This window comes from Paeniglutamicibacter terrestris (genome assembly GCF_012271785.1).
GTDB lineage: Bacteria > Actinomycetota > Actinomycetes > Actinomycetales > Micrococcaceae > Paeniglutamicibacter > Paeniglutamicibacter terrestris.
In genome coordinates, this window is record NZ_JAAWVT010000012.1 from 59647 (window position 1) to 77602 (window position 17956).

The following is a 17956-nucleotide window of genomic DNA, read 5'->3' on the forward strand; positions in this document are numbered from 1 at the left end:
AAGAATACGTGCAGCTCCCTCGAGTGGCCTATTTGCTAACTCAGCACCGGAGTGTGGTTTCAGGAATTGCGGATACGGTCCAAGACCCTTGGGAGCAAATCTTTTTCCGTCGGGTCAAACCAGTTCACTCGATCATCGGCGCCGAACCAAGTGACCTGTCGGCGCGCAAACTGCCGGGTGGCTATCACCGTTTTTTCCGTGGCTTCCTTCATCGACATGGTTCCGTCGAGAACGGCCAAGAATTGCGCATAGCCGATGGCCCTCGATGCGGTCTTGCCCTCGCGAAGACCCTGAGCATCGAGCCGGCGCACCTCATCAAGCAATCCCAGATCCACCATCTTGTCCACCCGCTGTGCGAGGCGCTGGTGCAAGAGTGATCGATCAATATTCAGTCCGATCTGCACGGCCGGGGCGTGGTATCGACGCTGAGGCATGTAGGAGCTGAAGGGCTTTCCACTGATTTCGTAAACTTCCAGGGCACGAACAAGTCGTCGTTCATCAAGGTTTCGTGCCGCCGATTCTGGGTCAACCTCGGCCAGCCGCTGGGCCAGAGGGCCAATGCCGACGGTTTGCACTTCGGCTTCGAGCCGTGCCCGAACCGCGGGATCGGTGGGCGGGAAATCGATTTCGTCCAGTGCTGCCCGAACATAGAGCCCCGAGCCACCCACCAAAATGGGGACGTGGCCACGCGAACGAATATCCGCAAACGTTTCTCGAGCAGTCGATTGGAAACGCGCGACGCTGGCTTCTTCCCCAACATCCATGATGTCCAAGAGGTGGTGTGGAATCGAGCCACGCTCGGCCAAAGGAAGTTTTGCTGTACCAATATCCATGCCGCGGTAGAACTGCAGGGCATCCGCGTTGACAATTTCGCCGCCCAGTTCTTGTGCCAGGGCGATGGAAAGATCGGATTTTCCGGTGCCGGTTGGCCCGAGAATGGCAAGGATAGGGAGGTGCATCGTGGGCTCATTACGTGGTGGTGGAAAGGCTGGGCATGCCCGGAGACATACCGCGAATAATTCAGTTGCCTACCGTAGGAACGCTACAGGATTCTGTTTGCTGGTGATCTCTCGCTCTGCGCGCGAACGGTGACCGGGATTGTGCGATGGGTCGGCCAATTCATGGAGATGCTCGAAGGCACCATCCAAGGTTACCCAATTAGGCACTGGCATGGCCCCGAAATGCGGGGCCACGAATCAATCGTCGTCACCGTTGAAGCGTTCTTCCCAGGCGGCGTTGACAATGCGGAAGGCCAGACCCGGTGAATATCCCTTGCGAGCCAGCATGCCCACGAGCCGACGAACACTTTTCTCCCGGTCCAACCCCATGGAAGGGGCACGAAGCTTGCGCTCCACCAGATCACGAGCGGTTATTTCCTCGGCGTCTTCATCGATTTGTTCAAGAGCTGTCTCGGCCATTTCGCCCTCGATGCCCTTGTCCCGCAATTCGCGGCGAATGGCCGAACGTGCCAGTCCGCGACTGCGGGCTCGGGAGCGAACCCACCCTTCGGCGAAGGCCTCGTCGTCCACGAGCGCGATTTCCTCAAAGCGGTCAAGTAATTCCTCGGCCACGTGCTCCGGGATCTCTTTTTCCAGCAGCTTGGTTTTGAGCTGAGCCCGGCTTTTGGCCGAGGCGGTGAGCTGGCGCAGCAGAATGGCGCGACCTTTGGTGGCGTACTGCTCGTCACTGAGGATCACCGGCTCAAGATCGGTCTTTTCCTTCTTGGCGCGGGCGCGTGGAGCCCGGGGTGCGGCGCGTTTGGTCCCTTGCCGCGTCGAACGTCCACCACTGCCCCAGGAACCTCGGCCGGCGCCGCTGGCAGATCGTGTGGAAGTGCGCGAACCGCTGCGTCCGGCGAATCCGGAACGTTCCCCGAAGGCCGGTTTGGTTTCCGGTGGCCCGGGGGCTTGCTCGGGTGCTGGCGCCTGGCTGGCTGCTGGGCTTTGCGCCCAGCCGGGAATTTCGGTGGGCACACCCCAATCCGAGTTGCCATCTGCTGGAAACGACCAAAGCGGCCGTTCGGCTCCCCCACGGGAGCCGGACGAACCGCCCTGGTCTTTGGTGGTGCTCACGGAATTAGGATTCCTTGACCACGCGCAGCGTTTCGGCGCTGTCCTCGGCGGCCTGACCAATGCCGAGCTTCTCGAGGATCTGGCGTTCAAGTTCGTTGGCGAGATCGGGGTTATCACGCAGGAACTTGCGTGCGTTTTCCTTACCCTGGCCAAGCTGGTCACCGTCGTAGGTGAACCAGGCTCCGGACTTCTTGACGAAGCCTTGGTCCACACCAATGTCGATGAGGCTTCCCTCGCGGGAAATGCCGAGACCGTAAATGATGTCGAATTCGGCCTGCTTGAACGGCGGAGCCATCTTGTTCTTCACGATCTTGGCACGGGTACGGTTACCCACCGGCACCGTGCCTTCCTTCAACGTTTCGATGCGGCGAACGTCGATGCGGATCGATGCGTAGAACTTCAGCGCCTTACCACCGGTGGTGGTTTCCGGGCTACCGAACATCACGCCGATCTTTTCGCGCAGCTGGTTGATGAAGATCGCGGTGGTGCGGGTCTGGGACAGACGGCCGGTAATCTTACGCAGCGCCTGGCTCATCAGGCGGGCCTGCAGACCTACGTGGCTGTCGCCCATTTCGCCTTCGATTTCGGCGCGCGGTACCAGGGCGGCAACGGAGTCAATTACGACGATGTCCACGGAACCGGAGCCCACGAGCATGTCCATGATTTCCAGGGCCTGCTCGCCGGTATCGGGCTGTGAAACCAAGAGTGCATCGGTGTCGACGCCCAACTTCTTGGCGTATTCGGGATCCAGAGCGTGCTCGGCATCGATGAATGCGGCAATGCCACCGAGTCGCTGTGCGCTAGCAACGGCGTGAAGTGCGACGGTGGTCTTACCCGAGGATTCCGGACCGTAGATCTCCACGACGCGGCCACGCGGCAGTCCGCCAATACCCAATGCGATATCCAAGGCCACCGAACCGGTCGGGATGGCTGCAATGGGCGCAACGGTCTTATCGCCCAGTCGCATGACCGAACCCTTGCCGAATTGCTTGTCGATCTGTGCGAGTGCAGCTTCGAGAGCCTTCTCGCGATCTTTACCTGCGGCCATTGTTCACCTCGGTTGTTGGGGCCAGTCCCATCAGGAAGCGGCCGGTACTCTTTGTCTATCCACGAGCGTACGACCATGGGCCGACACTTTGGTTTTGGAACGGATTTGCTGTGGAAAACAGCGCATCACGCCCCATCGAGCTTTCATCTAGAACACTACACGGTCCCGAATAGATATTCGAATGGAGCGGATGTGTTTCTTCGAATATTCTACCGCTCCTTGAGCGGGACATCCTTGCCAAAGTGTCGCTCCGGTGGCACATCCTGCATCGCACACAGGGCCAACCACACATCTCGCGGCGGCACTCCCTTGGCTAGCGCTTCATCCGCGCTCACTCCGCCAACCGCGGATAACACCAGGGTGGAAGCCAGCGTGCGGGAGTAGCCCGCACCAAACTCATCGTCCATCAGACGCCAAAAATCACTCATTCGCACTCGGCTATTGTGCCATGCCAAATCCCAGCCTGCGTTTAAGTGAGTTGGCCCCCGAGTCGGAGTCTTAGTTCGTGAGAACCGAACACCGACCCGGGGGCCAACGTTGCTACGTCCCGGGTACACCACCGGGGTTTTAGCTCTAGTGCTTAGTGGCTCGGGGCGAGGCGCTTGCCGAGTTCTGCCGGGTAGTCGCCAGCGAATTCGCTGGTCAGGTCCACGGGGACCGTGTCCGGGATGACGATACCTTCGGTGATGGCGATGCGATCGCTGACCTCGCGGAGCATCAGAGATAGCGGAACCTCGAGGGCGCCACAGATGGAGGAAAGAAGCTCCGAGGAGGCTTCCTTTTGTCCGCGTTCAACCTCGGAGAGGTATCCGAGTGAAACTCGAGCGCTGTGCGAGACTTCGCGCAGGGTGCGACCTTGACGTTGACGAACGTCGCGCAGGACATCACCGATTTCATGTCGAAGGACTACCATCTTGCGCTCCTCTTTGTCTCGGCGGACCTCGCTCTGAAGGCCCACATCACGCCAACGGACCACACCGTTTACCGATACTGGTTGCTTGACCATGTGCATTGCCTTTGTTCTCCGGTCCTAAATGCCTTGTGGGGCGAACGGTGCAGGTCACTGTTTTGTGCCTGTCATGGGTAATAACTACCGGGAGTCGTTTTTTGTTCCCACGCCCCCACCTTAGCCATGCATGTGGAAACATTTCCACAAATACGGCTAATCGTTCTGCTTTCTTGTCACAAACCGATCTTTAACAAGATAACCGCATCAAGCTGTGTGCTTGCTGGGTAGCAGATGGGAGAGTAGCAAGTCTAAGGCTGCGAGGTTGCTGGCGCGGCGAATCTGTTCACGATCACCACTGAAATGCTGCTCGATGAAGCCACTGTCCGATCCGGTGGCAAATCCGAGGAACACGGTCCCCACGGCCTTGCCATCATGCGCTGACGGGCCAGCCACACCGGTGGCGGAGACCGCAAGATCTGCGCCGCAGACGTTCCTGGCCCCAATAGCCATTTGCCGGGCTACCTCTCCATCAACGGATCCGCGCTCGGCGAGCAAGTCCGAATCCACGCCCAACACGTTGGCCTTGACGGTGCTCGAGTAGCTCACGACCCCGCCCATCAGCACGGCGGAAGCACCGGGAACCGCTGCGAGCGAGGCCGCAATCATGCCGGCGGTCAGGGACTCGGCCGTCGCCAGGCTGAGCTGTGCAGCGCTGGCCGCCGCGATGACCTCGGCAGCACGGATTGCGGTGGTAGATTCCGACATGGTCGCGTTCCGCTCCTTCAAAAGTGAGTTTGCTACTTGGTGGCGGCAGCGCGTAGCTGCCAAGCCTTAACAAGGTAGTCCACACCCGTCACCACGGTGACGGCCAGGGTGAGCAGCATGACGCCAAATGCCACGGCATGCAACCAGTCAAAGGTAAAGGTCCACGGCAGCAGGTACAGCACGATGGCCACTGCCTGCAGCACGGTTTTCAGCTTGCCACCGCGCGAGGCAGCCATGACGCCATAACGGATCACCACAAAGCGCACCAACGTGATGCCCCATTCACGGACCAGAATCACGATGGTGATCCACCAGGGCAACTCGGCCAAGATCGAGAACATCACCAGTGCGGAGCCGGTGAGCAGCTTGTCGGCGATCGGATCGGCGATCTTTCCGAAGTTGGTGATCAGTCCGCGGCTGCGGGCCAGATCCCCATCCAGCTTGTCGGTGTACATGGCGACGGCGAAGATGGCCACTGCCACCCAGCGCATCACTCCGTAGTCCTTCTCGTCTGCTACCAAGGCCCAAATGAAGAACGGGACCATGATAATGCGCAGCACGGTGAGCACATTGGCGATGTTCAGGGTGGGGACGGGAGCTGGCTGCTGTTCTGCTGGGGATTCAGTCACGTCTCTAGGCTACCTTCCGGTAAGGTTCCAGGCGTCTTCCGAGCCCTCGTCATCGGCACCGTCGTGGTATTCGGTGGCCTGTTCAAAACCATCAAGGTCCTCGGCCACCAGATCGGCACCGTAGTGATTGGCGTTGGCGTTATCCGCCAGCGCTGCCTCCACGGCGGTGGGTGCCGGGGCACCGGCGGAGGTGTCATCCCCGCGCATGGCCGCCAAGACCTCGGGCAAATCATCGGGCTTGACCAACACGTCGCGAGCCTTCGAGCCCTCGGAAGGGCCCACCACGCCACGAGATTCGAGCAGGTCCATGAGCCGGCCGGCTTTCGCAAAGCCCACGCGCAGCTTGCGCTGCAACATCGAGGTGGAACCAAATTGCGTGGTCACCACCAGCTCGGTGGCCTGCAGCAACAGCTCCAGGTCATCTCCGATGTCATCATCAATCTGCTTCTTTTGTACCTCGGGGGCCACGTCGTGACGGTACTCGGCCTTCAGCTGACCCTTGACGTGTTCCACCACGGCATGAATCTCGGACTCGGTGACCCAGGCACCCTGGACACGCATGGGCTTGGAGGTGCCCATGGGCAGGAAGAGCGCGTCACCCTGACCCAACAGTTTCTCGGCGCCCGGCTGGTCAAGGACCACGCGGGAGTCGGTGACGGAGGAGGTGGCAAAGGCCATGCGTGAGGGTACGTTGGCCTTGATCAGACCGGTCACCACGTCAACGGACGGGCGCTGGGTAGCGAGCACCAGGTGGATACCCGCGGCACGGGCCAGTTGGGTGATACGCACGATCGAGTCTTCCACGTCACGCGGGGCGACCATCATCAGGTCCGCGAGCTCATCAACGATGACTAACAGGTACGGGTAGGGCTTCATGATGCGCTTGGAGCCCTCGGGCGGGACGGCCTTACCGTTCTTGACGGCCTTGTTGAAGTCATCGATGTGTTTAAAACCGAAGTTGGCCAGGTCGTCGTAGCGGGTGTCCATTTCACGCACCACCCATTGCAGGGCCTCGGCGGCCTTCTTCGGGTTGGTGATGATCGGGGTGATCAAGTGCGGCACGCCCTCGTAGGCGGTGAGCTCCACACGCTTGGGGTCAACCATGACCATGCGCACCTCATCTGGGGTGGCACGCATCAGGATGGAGGTGATCATCGAGTTCACAAACGATGATTTACCGGCACCGGTGGCACCTGCCACCAAGAGGTGAGGCATCTTGGCGAGGTTGGCAACAACAAAACCGCCCTCAACGTCCTTGCCCACGCCCATGACCATGGGGTGTTCGGTCTTGCGGGCATTGTGGCTACGCAGCACGTCTCCCAGGACCACAATTTCCTTATCCGCATTCGGGATCTCGATACCGATGGCGCTCTTGCCCGGGATCGGCGACAGAATGCGCACATCGGAGGAGGCCACCGCGTAGGAGATGTTCTTGGACAGGGCGGTGACGCGCTCGACCTTGGTGCCCGAGGCCAGCTCGATCTCATAACGGGTGACCGTTGGACCACGGGAGAACCCGGTGACCTTCGCGTCCACCTTGAACTGATCCAGCGTGTCGGTCAGCGCGGCGACGACCGCATCGTTGGCCTCGGAGCGTTGCTTGGAGGGCGGGCCTGCGGGCAGGAGGTCGGAGGCCGGCAGCGTGTAGGTCACGTCACCGGAGAGCTGGAGCTGTTCGGTACGCGCCGGGATCGGCGGCAGCGGTGCGGCCGCCGGGCGGTCCGGAACCTGCGACATGCTCGAGGTGGTGTCGCCATCGTAGTTGCTCAGGTCGATGGCGCTCATGGCCTGGGTATCGGCCTCGGGCTCGCGACCCAGCCCCACCGAGTCCATGATGGCCGCGCGTTCGCGCTCGTCCTTGGTGGGGCGGCGCACGCCCGGGCGGATCGCCGGCTCGGTCTCCTCCTCGGCCGCGGCATCCGTGTAGTAAGCGTCGTCATCGTTCACCGGCACGTTGCCGTAATCATCGGTGATCACGGCCGTGTCATAGGCGACGCTGCGATCGTATTCGGCTGCGGCTTCGGCCGCGGCGAGGGCCTCGGCATCCTTGTCCTTGCCAAAGAGTCGTATCTTCTTGCGGGACTTCTTGGGCTCGACATCGGATTCGTAGAGGTAGGACTGGTCGTGGTCTTCCCCGGTGAGTTCGGTGCCGCGCGGTGCGCTGTGGCCCTCCGGGTGCTGGCCCATGAGTCGTTCATACCCGTTGCGGAAGCGCGCGGGGATCTGCCTAAAGGGGGTGGCGGTGAGGATCATCAGGCTCAACAGGGCTAGGAAAATCATCACGGCCATGGTGGCTGGTGCGCTGATCAGCGCCGCCAGCGGGACAGTGAGTAGAGCGCCAAGCACGCCGCCTGATCCCCAGAGTTCGTCAAAGGGTGCAGAGATTCCCGGTACTCCCCCGGCCACGTGGGAGATGCCGGATCCGGCCAGCGTGAGCAGGGTCAGGCCGATGCCCACCCGGTTATTCGCTCGATCATCTTCTGGCCAGCGGAAGAGTCGAATGGCACCGACCAGCAGGATCGGCGGCATCAGTGCCGACATAAATCCGAAGGTTCCTGCGGCCACCGAATGCACAAAGCCGCCGTACCAACCGATGCCACGCAGCCCCCACCATTCCACCGAGGCGATGATGATGGCCAGGATCACCAGGAAGAGGCCCGTGCCGTCGCGGCGGACCTCATAGGGTGGGTGCACGTCGGCACCGATCTTGCGGAAGGCTCCGGCGGTGACTCGCGCGATGCCCATCCAGGCCGAACGCACCATGCGCACCGGCAGCGGGAAATCGTGCTCAATCGCCGCTGCGGCGTTCTTGGTGGTGCGTGTCGTTTTGGTGGTGCCCCCGGAACCCGTGGTGCGGCCCGAGGCCTTGGGTTTCTTGGAGGGAGTGCGGGTGGCCATAGCTCTAGCGTATCGCCCGCAGGTGACTAACCGCTGAATTTACACGCATACACGGGCTACCCTCACACGCACCGGCACGAGCAGATGAGAGGCACGAGAGGCAGTTTGTGAGCTGCCCGACTACCTCTGACGCGCACCTCATTTCGTGATCCGCGGCAGATCCCCACGATGAGCGCCCCCGATCACCGCCGGATGCAGCAGGTCAGCCCCGGTAGCGACTGATTATTGGGTCAGGTATGTCTCCAGATCGGAGGCAGGGAACTGTCCCACGGCCGCAGCTAGGTCGCCGAAGTACGGCAGATTCGACCATTCGCTGAAGCCATCGAGCTCCGCTCTCCACCTACCTCTGAACCGATGATCGGAATCTACAAAACCAGGGGAACAGACCCTGACATAGAAGATGTTCCCGATCTCTTCGGAGAAGGCGCCCAGGAATATCTCTTTGACGGTGAGCTCGTAAACGGCGGCCCAGGTGGTTTCCTCCGCGCCAAACGGGGCCTTCGAAAAATTCCTTTCGCAGAGGTACTCGTCATCATCGGGATCCTCGCTCCACGATTCGTACAAAATCACTGGAGAAACCGTTCTACGCATTGAAGTCATCCACCTACTATCGATGGAAGGAACGCATCTTGCTAGGTCTATGCGTTGTGTGTCAGGTTCGTTGCAGCGGTCGGTACAGCAAAGGGGCCCAGGCTAGAAATATGCGAGGGGACGTGGCAAGCGATACTCGATGCCAATGTCCCGTTGGCCGTTGGCCGTTGCACCTGCCGTAGCGTCATGTGGTCTGCTGGAAGCACATACCGCCCCAATCCGAAAGGTTTGCCATGCACCCGTTCCCGACCCCGCCCCGAGAGGTCCTGATCGGCGACGCCGCGGCATTCGTCGGCGTCACTCCGCGGACGATCCGCCACTACCACCAGGTCGGCCTGCTCCCCGAGCGGGAGCGGGGCGGCGACGGCCGCCGCCGGTACGGCTACGCGGAGATCATCCGGCTGCTTTGGATCCGCCGCATGGCCGACGCCGGGATCGCCCTCGACGACATCCGCGACGCCTTCGAAGGCGCCGCACCGAGCGGCGCCGACGGTGAGGACGAGATCGCAGACATCCTCGCGCGGCTGGAGGACACCCTCGCCGCGCAGGAGGCCGAGCTGCAGCACAAGCGCGCCTCGGTGCAGCGGATGCGGTCCCTCGGCAGCCGACTGGGGCTGCTCGACGATCTCGTCTCCGACCGCCTCGAGGCCGTACCCGAGGGCTCGCTGCGCCAGGACGACCTAGATACCCTGTTGGTCACCGAGCGGATCTTCGGTCCCCTCGGCGCTGCTGTCCAGGCCGGCCGCTTCCTCGCGTTGGCGCTCCATCCTGCACTGCGGGCGGAGTCCGACCGCCTCGACGCCGCCGAGGAAGCCCTGGATAACAAGGTCGCCGTTGATGACCCCCGAGTTGCGGAACTGGCGGTCGAGCGGCATGCCTTCGAGACCGAGCTGATGCGCGTCATCGCGGAGTCCGGTCAGTTGGAGCAGGACGATGCTCTCTTCGACGCTTGGGACGAGTTGCACCCACCCGAGGACGCTGACCCGGCGCCCGATCCCGTAGAAGGCTCCCGCGCGAGGAGCGCGGCGGAGATCATCCGGAGCATGCCCTACGACTTCTCCCCGGCTCGTCTGCGCTGCATGGAGCTGACGGTGCAACTCGGAGCGGCGGCGGCGTCCTAAGTTAGGCCTGCAGCCTCGGCAAGGCACCGATCGAGTCCATGAACCATCTGCCAACGGAACCCATCCAGCCTTCCCCTTGAGGACACTGATCCGCGGTTCACGCTCCTTCCGACGTCCCGCGCATACAGCTGCTGAAAATTGCTGCCGATCTCTCAGCGCAACACCCGGCAATCAAAATTCCGTCATTTAAAAATCGGTCAATTTTTTGCGTTTTCAAGATCCGCAGATACTCGGACCGACTTAGTGCCTGGTGGAGGACAGGCTGCTTCTGCGGGCCGGCGCCCGGCCATCAAGGCGTCGGCACAGCCGGCTCATCGGCCATGCTGAAGACCAGCTGCAGGGTGCCGCTCACGGAAACCGGTTCGACGTGGATCCCATATACCCGCAGCAGCATCTCTGGGGTCAGCACCTCCTCGGGCGTTCCGCTCGCCACCACCCGGCCGTCTTCGAGCATTACCAGCTCGGTGCAGTAGCGGGCGGCCAGGTTCAGGTCGTGCAGCACCACCACGGTGGTGACCCCGAGCTGCCCGACCATGCGCAGCAGCTCGTGCTGGTAGCGGATGTCCAGGTGGTTGGTTGGTTCATCGAGCAGCAGGTGGTCCGCTTGCTGGGCCAGCGTGCGGGCCACCAGCACGCGCTGCTTCTCCCCTCCCGAGAGTGTGGAGTAGCGGCGGTCGGCCAGCTCCCGAGCGCCGACTCGGCTAAGCGCAGCGGCCACCGCCTGGTGATCCTCACGGGTGAAGGCGGCCAGCGCCTTGCGGTGCGGGGCGCGGCCGAGCAGCACCATGTCCGCGACGCTCACCGGCAGATCGGTGGGCGTTTCCTGGGCGACAACTGCAACCCGCCGGGCCAGTTCGGTCCCGCGCAGTGCCGCGATCGGCTGCTCGTCGAGGGTGACCAGTCCGGCCCGCGGGCGCAGGGCCGCATACAGGGTGCGTAAGAAGGTCGACTTGCCGCTGCCGTTCGGGCCGATGAGCCCGATGACCTCCCCCGGCCCGGCGTGCAGGGATGCGGATTTCACTACCAGCTTGCCGCCGTAGCCGACGGATACATCGGTGGCTGTGATCATGTTGTGGGCCTCCTGGGGCGATTAATTCTCATTGGGTCGGGTTTAATTTGCGTACCAGCACGAAGAGCAGCGGGGCGCCGAGCAGGGCGGTGACGATGCCTAGTGGCAGTTCCTGCGGGGCCAGTGCCGTCCGGGCGAGCACGTCGGCCCAGACCAGGAAGATCGCGCCGAGCAACGCCGCCACCGGCAGCAGCTTGCGGTGGGTGGAGCCCACGCACAGCCGGGCGATGTGCGGGATGATCAGCCCGACAAATCCGATGCCGCCGGAGGCCGCGACGAGCGCGCCCACGCAGAGCGCTGTCACCACCATCACCGCCGCGCGCAGCTTCGCCGGGGAGATCCCTAGCGTCTGGGCTGTGCTGTCGCCGATGGCCAGCGCATCCAGCGGGCGGGACCAGAGCAACAACAGCGCGATGGTGCCCAGCACCACCGCCCAGGTGATCAGCGCGGACTGGCCGGTGGCCTGGGTCAGCGAGCCGAGCGTCCAGAAGAGCACCGAGCGGCCCGCATTCGGATCATCGGAGGCGAAGATCAGCAGCGAGGTGAGCGCGTGCAGCACGTAGCCCACCGATACCCCGGCGAGCACCAGCCGGGTGGAGGTCATCTGCGATCCGACTCGAGCGAGCAGGAAAACAGCGATCCCGGCGGCCAGCGCACCGGCAAAGGCGCTGCCGGCCAGTGAGGCCGAGCCGATGCCAGTCGAGGCCCCGAAGAGGATCGAGGCCGCCGACAGGGTTGAGGCCCCGGAGGTCACCCCCAGTAAGTAGGGTTCGGCCAGGATGTTGCGCGTCAGGGCCTGCAATGCCACCCCGGCCAGCGCCAGCCCGGCACCAACGGCGGCGCCCAACAGCACCCGGGGTACCCGCAGCAGCAGCACGATCGATTCCTCGGAGTTGGTCCAGTTGCCCATCGACTCGCCGCCAAACAGGTGCCCGCGCAGGATCTGGAGCACCGTGCCCGCTTCGATGGCCACCGGCCCGAGGCCCACGGCCACCGGCAGGGTGATCAGCAGCGCGGCCAGCAGAGCGGCGATCCACAATGCGGTGTGCCGGGTGCGCCGATCGTGCTCCAGATCATCGCCGGAGAAAACCAGCGGCGCACTCGGTGGTGGTGGTGCGCTGCGCGGTTCGCGGAGTGCGGGGTCCAGCTGGGTCATCATGGCCTCTTCATCGGTTGCTTGTGGAGTGGTGATCGGTGCTGGTGCGCAGGGTGAGCGCGGCAAAAAGGGCCAGCAGGGTGAATCCGCCAAGCACCGCTGCCGCGGCCAGGTAGCCCGCAACTCCCAGTGCCACCCCGGCGGCCCCCGCGCCCAGGAACAATCCCAGGGACATGCCGGCGGCATTCAGGCTTAGCGCGGTGCCGCGCACCTGCCCGCAGCGGCGCACCAGCAGGGTCATCACCGCCGCGGAAACCACCGCATGGCTGGCCGAGAGCACCGCGGTGCCCAGCATCGCCAACGGCAGCACCGGGGAAAGGTACACCCCGAGCAGCGCCAGCAGGCCGGTGCCCAGGGCGATGGCCATCACGGCCCGGGTGCGAACCTCGGAGTCCTGCGCGTTCAGCATCCGCCCGGCGAGCAGGTGCCCGAGGAAGAAGGAGCCTCCGCTCAGGGACCAGACGAAGGCGAACCAGCCGGTGCTCAGCTGGAACTTCTCCGCATACAACGGGGCGAGGAAGGCCAGGTGCCCCATCAGCGCGCCGGCCCGCCCGAAGGAGACCAGCAGCAGGGCCCGCGCCCCGGGAATGGCCGCCAGCGTGCGGAAGGCGGCCAGGTAGCCCAGCCGCGGGGCCGGCGCATCCGCGCCGGGATGTGCGCGGCCGTAGCGCAGCAGGGCAGGCACCAAAGCGAGGGCGACCACGGCGATCGCGATGAGATTGCCCCGCCAGCCCCACCACAGTGCGGGCAGCACCAGCAGCGGCGCGCCCACCATGGAGGCCAGGGTCTGGGCGGTCATGACCAGGGTGGCGGCACGGCCCGCGGCGGGAGTGGCCCCGAACCGGTCGGCGGCGGCGGTGGACAGCGCCGGGTACAGCAGCGCGTTGGACACCCCGGTGACTAGGCAAAAGGCCGCCAGCGCACCGAGTCCGGAGAAGGTCCCCAGCGCCGCGGCGGCCCCCAGCCGTACCAGGGCGGCGGCGGCCACGCGGCCCGGGGCGATGCGCCCAATCAGCGGGGCCAGCGCGACGCCGGTGAGTACCGCGCCCACGCCGGCCAGCCCACGCAGGGAGCCGACCTCCGCAACGCCGGCCCCGGCCCAGTCGGCGATCGGTATCAGGAAGGTGCTCAGCACGGTGAAGGGCAGCAGCCCCACGGCCGAGGCCAGCAGCGCCGGCCAGATTTCGGCGATGATCTTTCGTTCGCTGATGAGCTTTTCGGTGGTGTCCGGTTCGGTGGTGTTCATGCCGCGCTCCCGCTCCCGATCCCGATCCCGATCCCGGAGCGGATCATGCCCAGGTCTTCTGCGAAGTCCTGCACACTAAAGGCCGCCGAGCGCGGCTGATCGCCCAGTGCCTGTGCCGCCTGCGTGAGCGCGCTCTCGTAGGCGTCCAGGAGGTCATCGATTGTTGGGCAGGGAACCGCCAGGTGCCGGGCGAGACCCTGGATGATCTTGGTGCGGTAGTAGTCTTCCTTTGGCATCCTTGGCACGTCCCAGTGGCCTGCGTCGTTGCGGAAGATCGGGCGGATGGGATGGCCGAGAAGTCGAAGTATCTCCCGTCCGCGCTTGGTTCGGAGAACGGGTCCACCAGTAGCGAGGCGTAGCGCACGTAGATCAGGTACTCCTGGTGGATGGCCGGCAGTTGCTCGAATGCTGCCACGTGCGCCGGGTCGATGCTCTGCGGGTGCACCGGGTAGCCGTCGTGGAGCATGAAGGCCAGCAGGTTAACGCCTTTCCCGCCCAGCGCGGTGAGAATGGCCGAAAGCTCCCGCCATTGCTGCACCAGGGTGTGGATCATGGACGGGGTGATAGGTCCCTCGGGGTAGAGCTTGTAGACGTACGGCGCGGGCGGCGCCGCGGCGAACACGGCGCGCAGCGTGACCTCGTTCATGAATAGCGCCGGATGCACATACAGCGAGAGGTTCCGCGCCTCGGCCTCCACCGGTAGGCCGAGGATTTGAAGCTCTGTGCCCACCGCGTCGTGTACCGCGCGCAGCTGTTCAAGCGCGGGCGAAGAGCCGCGGCTGGATCCGGCGTAGATGCGGGCCTTGGCACCGGCCGTCAGCACCGAGGCGCCCGGGGTGCCCTGCGCCCAGCGGGTATCGCCCAGGTAGCTGGAAAAGCTGATGACCTCCGGATCCGCGCCCTGCGCTCTGGCGTACTCGCGCACCAGGGCCCCGGAGCCCAGGGTGGGTGAGAGCAGCACGATGCGCTGGAATACGGTCAGCACCTCGCTCGCCAGCTGGCGCAGCACCGGGAGGTAGGCATCCGCGGTGACCGTGAGCACCAGCGTGTCCCATCTCCCGGCCACGGATCCATATCCGCGGAACCGCTGCTCGATCCGGCACTGACCCGCCAGCGCGGCATGGCTGGCGTTCTGCACCTCGGCCCGGACGGTACCCGCCGTGGATTCCAGCGCGGCGAAGAAGACCGCGGAACGCTCGGACTCGCGCCCCGCGATGCCCAGTGCCCCGGGCAGCCGCCCGAGCAGCACGGCGCTTTGCACCGCCACCGGGCCGGTCCCGGCGATGAGGATGTTTCCCAATTCGTCCATCTGCTAAACGTCTTTTCTGCTAGGGCGCTGCTTCACGTACAGCGCGATATCGAATACTTGCTCGGGCCGGCGGATGGTCTCTGCCAGGCGCCAGAGCGCGGGGTCGACCTCCTGCATCGGGTAGTTGAACAGCGATTTCAGCCCGTCCCCAAAGCGCATGGCCACCACAACGTCCTCGCGGGTGAGGCCGTGCATCTGGTGCAACAACTCGTATTTCACGCTCACCGTGGAGCTGATCACGATGTGCGTAGCTTCGGCGATGAAATCCAGCTCGTGAATCGAGCGCCCATCCAGCGCGATGTCTAGGCCTTCGCCCAGCTGGGCCACAACCCGGCGCCCGAGGTCTATCGACTCGGCATCAATGTGGATCCCGAGGGTGGAAGCGCCGGTGAGCGCGGCGACGTTCAGCAGCGTCATCGGGAAGGACCCGGAGCCGACGAGCAGCACCTTGGAATCCTTTCTTGGTGCCACGGCCCCGAATTCCTCGGTGATGCAGGATTCAATGTTGGCGAAGTAGCCCTGAGCTCCCGCCGTGCCCTCCAGCAGCCGCAGCGCGCGGTACTTCTCAATGACCGCAACACAGCGCGCCGACTGTGTGCGCAGCTGCTCCACCACCTCGCCCGTTTCGGCGGCCGCGGCGAAAAGCCTAAAGGAAGCCTCGTTGCCCGGGTTGGTGACAAAGCGCGAGTAGTCGGCCAGCAGCTCTTCGAGCGCGCCGGCGTGCCGAATCGAACCGTCGTACGCGTTGGCGGCCGAGGTAAAGCGGCGCAGGTAGGTCCGCAGCAGATCCGTCAGTCCCGTTGCGGTGTCGATAATCGATTCAGTCATGGATGTATGCCGTCCCCTCGGCGACGATGGCAACCTGTCCGGTGACCCGCAGCTCGGTTACTTTTCCGCAGCCGTAGTCCGCGTGAACGTGCATGGTGCCGCCGGGTTGCCGCACCGCGGTGCTCACCGGTACCTGGGCTTTGGCGGCCAGGTAGGCGCCGAGCGCGGCTGTTCCCGAGCCGCAGCTTCCCTCCCACACCAGGCTGCCCAATGCGGGGACGTTGATCAGTGGAGCCAGCTCGCCACTCACCGAGTTATAGAGCATCACCCCAATCACGGATACGCCTTCGCTAATCCCCAGTTGCGCGGCCACCTGCTCGGCGCGCTTGCGAAGCACCGCATCGGACCCGGAGCACTCGATGACCAGATGCACTGCATCGGCATAGCGCACCATGGCGGCACCTACGGTGGCCCCGGGGAACGGGTAGGGATCGATCCGTAGCGGCAGCGGATTGGCCAGCTCGCAGCGGTAGCCGGCGTCCTGGCTTTCGACTCGACATTCGAGCGGACCCTCGGCACCCGAGGCCTCCAGCCGGAGCGCGACGGGGCCGCGAAGGCCCTGCGTCGCGGCGTGGAGCGCGGCCAGCGCCATGGTGGCATTCGCGCAGAACTCGTCCCCCGCCATGTGCAGGCGCACCTGCGCGTCGGGCGAGTGCGCCGGCAGGATGAACCCGACCTGTTCGGCGTGCACATGCTCAGCGCGCAGCAGCTTCTCGGCGATAACGCGGTAGTTCCGCGCCGGGTGTCTGCTGGTGACCAGCAGGGTGGTGTTGCGGGTGGGGCTCAGCTTGACGAAGTCGACCTCGGTGGCACCCCGGGACATGGCGTGGCCCGGCCGACTCCGTGCCGGCGCCTCGTGGGAGCGCCGGTCCCCGGCAGTGTGCGCGGACCAGCGCAGTGGTCCCGTCTGGATCATGGAGTGGCCAACCGTTCGGCCAGCAGCTCGACCCCGTCAACGGCCAGCGGGCCGGGCGAGGAGTAGTAGTAGTTCAGCGGCACCACGGACGCGTCGTCGTTGACGGCCTGAAGTCCATCAAGCTCTGGCCTCTCGCGAAGCACGTCGAGCACGTCCTGGTCGGTTTCCAAGGCCGAGGATCCGGTGGGCAGGTACATCGCGAAGACCTTGTCGGCAGCGCTGGCGACAAGTTCCTCCGTGGAAGGTTCGAAGTAGCGCTTAGGCACATCGCTGAAAACGTTCTCCAAGCCCAGCAGTGACATCTGTTCCGAGACCAGCGACTCGTGCCCATAGGACCCCAGGGTGCCGGCGGTCGGAACGTACAGGGAGAGCGCGCGCTCCCCCGCTCCTTCGTCAATGCGCTGCGCGGCCGCCGCGACGCGCTCTCGCATGTCTTGGACGGCTTCGGCTGCCACCTGCTGGGTCCCGAACAGCCGGCCGTAGGACTCAACGTCGCGGTAGATCTGCTCGAAGCCGCTCAAACCGCCGGTGGAGCGATCCTCGAAACCGGCGCAGTAACCACTCACCGTCAGCATCTGCACCCCGGCCTGCTTGAGTCGATCCGTGAGCGAATCGAGGTCAACTCCCGCCGCGATGTCGGTGCCGATCACTACGTCGGCTCCCGAACCGATGATCATCTCGTAGGAGACGTCATGCGAGTCTTCGGTAATCCGTTCGGCCCCTTCGACCACGGTTTTCGTCGCGGCGTCGAAGGGTACCTCTAGGCTGCCCGCGTAGTGCGTCAACTTGTCGCCGGCTCCGGCGGCTACCAGCAGCGCCGGTGCCTCCGATCCGACCGCGAGCACCCGCTGCGGTGGCGCGTCAAAGATAACCTCCCGACCGCAGCTGTCCAGGTTGATCGGACCGATTGCCGCGTCTTTTGCTGCGCTGGATACGGAGCTGGCAGGGGCACCGCAAGCAGTCGCCACCGCCAAGACGACGGCGGGCATGACAACCATCCAGGGATTGATTTTTTTCATCGATGACTTCTCCGTTTATTGGGGCCAAGGCTGCGACGTTCGGTCGCCGGGGGCTCATCTGGCCAGCACCTCGTAAACACTAATGAGAATCATTATCATTTGTCAATACGAAGACGAGACCCTGCTCCGAGATTCCCGCAGGTCAGCTGCGGTTGCCGAGATAACGCGCCCGCCGAGCGCGGATCCTCTTCATCAGGTCGTGGACTTCCGAAGAGACCCCCAGGGCACAAAAAAGGACCCCTGAACCGGGCGATACGATTCAGGGGTCTTTGAGCGATCAAGCAAAGATTAGGCTTCGCGCACAACCGGAACAATCATCGGCTTGCGGCTCAGCTGCCAA

Annotated in this window: 16 protein-coding genes and 1 pseudogene; 1 reads left to right on the plus strand and 16 read right to left on the minus strand. The window is 64.0% G+C overall.

The features are described 5' to 3' along the window. Positions 1-59: 59 nt before the first annotated feature. From miaA to HED64_RS17855, 9 genes are all read right to left on the minus strand, one after another. Positions 60-959 carry a tRNA (adenosine(37)-N6)-dimethylallyltransferase MiaA gene (gene miaA, locus HED64_RS17815; RefSeq protein WP_168153312.1) on the minus strand — a complete coding sequence of 300 codons (900 nt, stop codon included), beginning with the start codon at positions 957-959 and terminating at the stop codon, positions 60-62. Positions 960-1196: 237 nt separating this feature from the next. Then, positions 1197-2072, minus strand: a complete 876-nt coding sequence (locus HED64_RS20205) for a RecX family transcriptional regulator (RefSeq protein WP_168153313.1) — start codon at positions 2070-2072, stop codon at positions 1197-1199. A 4-nt stretch (positions 2073-2076) separates the two neighbouring features. Next, entirely contained in the window at positions 2077-3120 is a 1044-nt protein-coding gene (recA, locus tag HED64_RS17825; RefSeq protein ID WP_132361405.1) for a recombinase RecA, read from the minus strand. Positions 3121-3329: 209 nt separating this feature from the next. Then, on the minus strand, positions 3330-3554 hold the full coding sequence (locus tag HED64_RS17830; RefSeq protein ID WP_168153346.1) for a DUF3046 domain-containing protein: 225 nt from the start codon (positions 3552-3554) through the stop codon (positions 3330-3332). Between the two features lie 146 nt (positions 3555-3700). Further along, positions 3701-4126 carry a helix-turn-helix domain-containing protein gene (locus HED64_RS17835; protein ID WP_132361409.1) on the minus strand — a complete coding sequence of 142 codons (426 nt, stop codon included), beginning with the start codon at positions 4124-4126 and terminating at the stop codon, positions 3701-3703. Positions 4127-4333: 207 nt separating this feature from the next. After that, complete coding sequence (locus tag HED64_RS17840) at positions 4334-4834, minus strand: CinA family protein (protein WP_168153314.1); 501 nt, start codon at positions 4832-4834, stop codon at positions 4334-4336. Positions 4835-4866: 32 nt separating this feature from the next. Further along, positions 4867-5463 carry a CDP-diacylglycerol--glycerol-3-phosphate 3-phosphatidyltransferase gene (gene pgsA / locus HED64_RS17845; RefSeq protein ID WP_168153315.1) on the minus strand — a complete coding sequence of 199 codons (597 nt, stop codon included), beginning with the start codon at positions 5461-5463 and terminating at the stop codon, positions 4867-4869. A gap of 9 nt (positions 5464-5472) precedes the next feature. Further along, positions 5473-8361 (minus strand): FtsK/SpoIIIE family DNA translocase, encoded by a 2889-nt coding sequence (locus HED64_RS17850; RefSeq protein WP_168153316.1) that lies wholly within the window; start codon positions 8359-8361, stop codon positions 5473-5475. Positions 8362-8583: 222 nt separating this feature from the next. Beyond that, complete coding sequence (locus HED64_RS17855; protein WP_168153317.1) at positions 8584-8952, minus strand: hypothetical protein; 369 nt, start codon at positions 8950-8952, stop codon at positions 8584-8586. 233 nt (positions 8953-9185) lie between these two features. On the opposite strand from HED64_RS17855, the gene HED64_RS17860 reads away from it, so the two are divergent. Next, positions 9186-10073 (plus strand): helix-turn-helix domain-containing protein, encoded by an 888-nt coding sequence (locus tag HED64_RS17860; protein WP_168153318.1) that lies wholly within the window; start codon positions 9186-9188, stop codon positions 10071-10073. A 289-nt stretch (positions 10074-10362) separates the two neighbouring features. On the opposite strand, the gene HED64_RS17865 is transcribed toward HED64_RS17860, so the two are convergent. The 7 genes and pseudogenes from HED64_RS17865 to HED64_RS17895 form a co-directional block, all read right to left on the minus strand. Beyond that, positions 10363-11142, minus strand: coding sequence for an ABC transporter ATP-binding protein (locus tag HED64_RS17865; RefSeq protein WP_168153319.1), 780 nt, complete (start codon positions 11140-11142; stop codon positions 10363-10365). Between the two features lie 28 nt (positions 11143-11170). After that, entirely contained in the window at positions 11171-12301 is a 1131-nt protein-coding gene (locus HED64_RS17870; RefSeq protein WP_245326081.1) for a FecCD family ABC transporter permease, read from the minus strand. A 7-nt stretch (positions 12302-12308) separates the two neighbouring features. Beyond that, the gene (locus HED64_RS17875) at positions 12309-13544 is read right to left on the minus strand and encodes an MFS transporter (protein ID WP_168153320.1); all 1236 of its coding nucleotides are present in this window, start codon (positions 13542-13544) and stop codon (positions 12309-12311) included. Then, positions 13541-14853, minus strand: a pseudogene (locus HED64_RS17880) (opine metallophore biosynthesis dehydrogenase). The gene HED64_RS17875 and the pseudogene HED64_RS17880 overlap by 4 nt, the downstream one beginning before the upstream one ends. A gap of 3 nt (positions 14854-14856) precedes the next feature. Then, positions 14857-15681 carry an SAM-dependent methyltransferase gene (locus HED64_RS17885; RefSeq protein WP_210149941.1) on the minus strand — a complete coding sequence of 275 codons (825 nt, stop codon included), beginning with the start codon at positions 15679-15681 and terminating at the stop codon, positions 14857-14859. After that, the gene (locus HED64_RS17890; RefSeq protein ID WP_210149943.1) at positions 15674-16597 is read right to left on the minus strand and encodes a histidine racemase CntK family protein; all 924 of its coding nucleotides are present in this window, start codon (positions 16595-16597) and stop codon (positions 15674-15676) included. The genes HED64_RS17885 and HED64_RS17890 overlap by 8 nt, the downstream gene beginning before the upstream one ends. Further along, complete coding sequence (locus tag HED64_RS17895; protein WP_168153321.1) at positions 16594-17616, minus strand: ABC transporter substrate-binding protein; 1023 nt, start codon at positions 17614-17616, stop codon at positions 16594-16596. The genes HED64_RS17890 and HED64_RS17895 overlap by 4 nt, the downstream gene beginning before the upstream one ends. Positions 17617-17956: the final 340 nt, after the last annotated feature.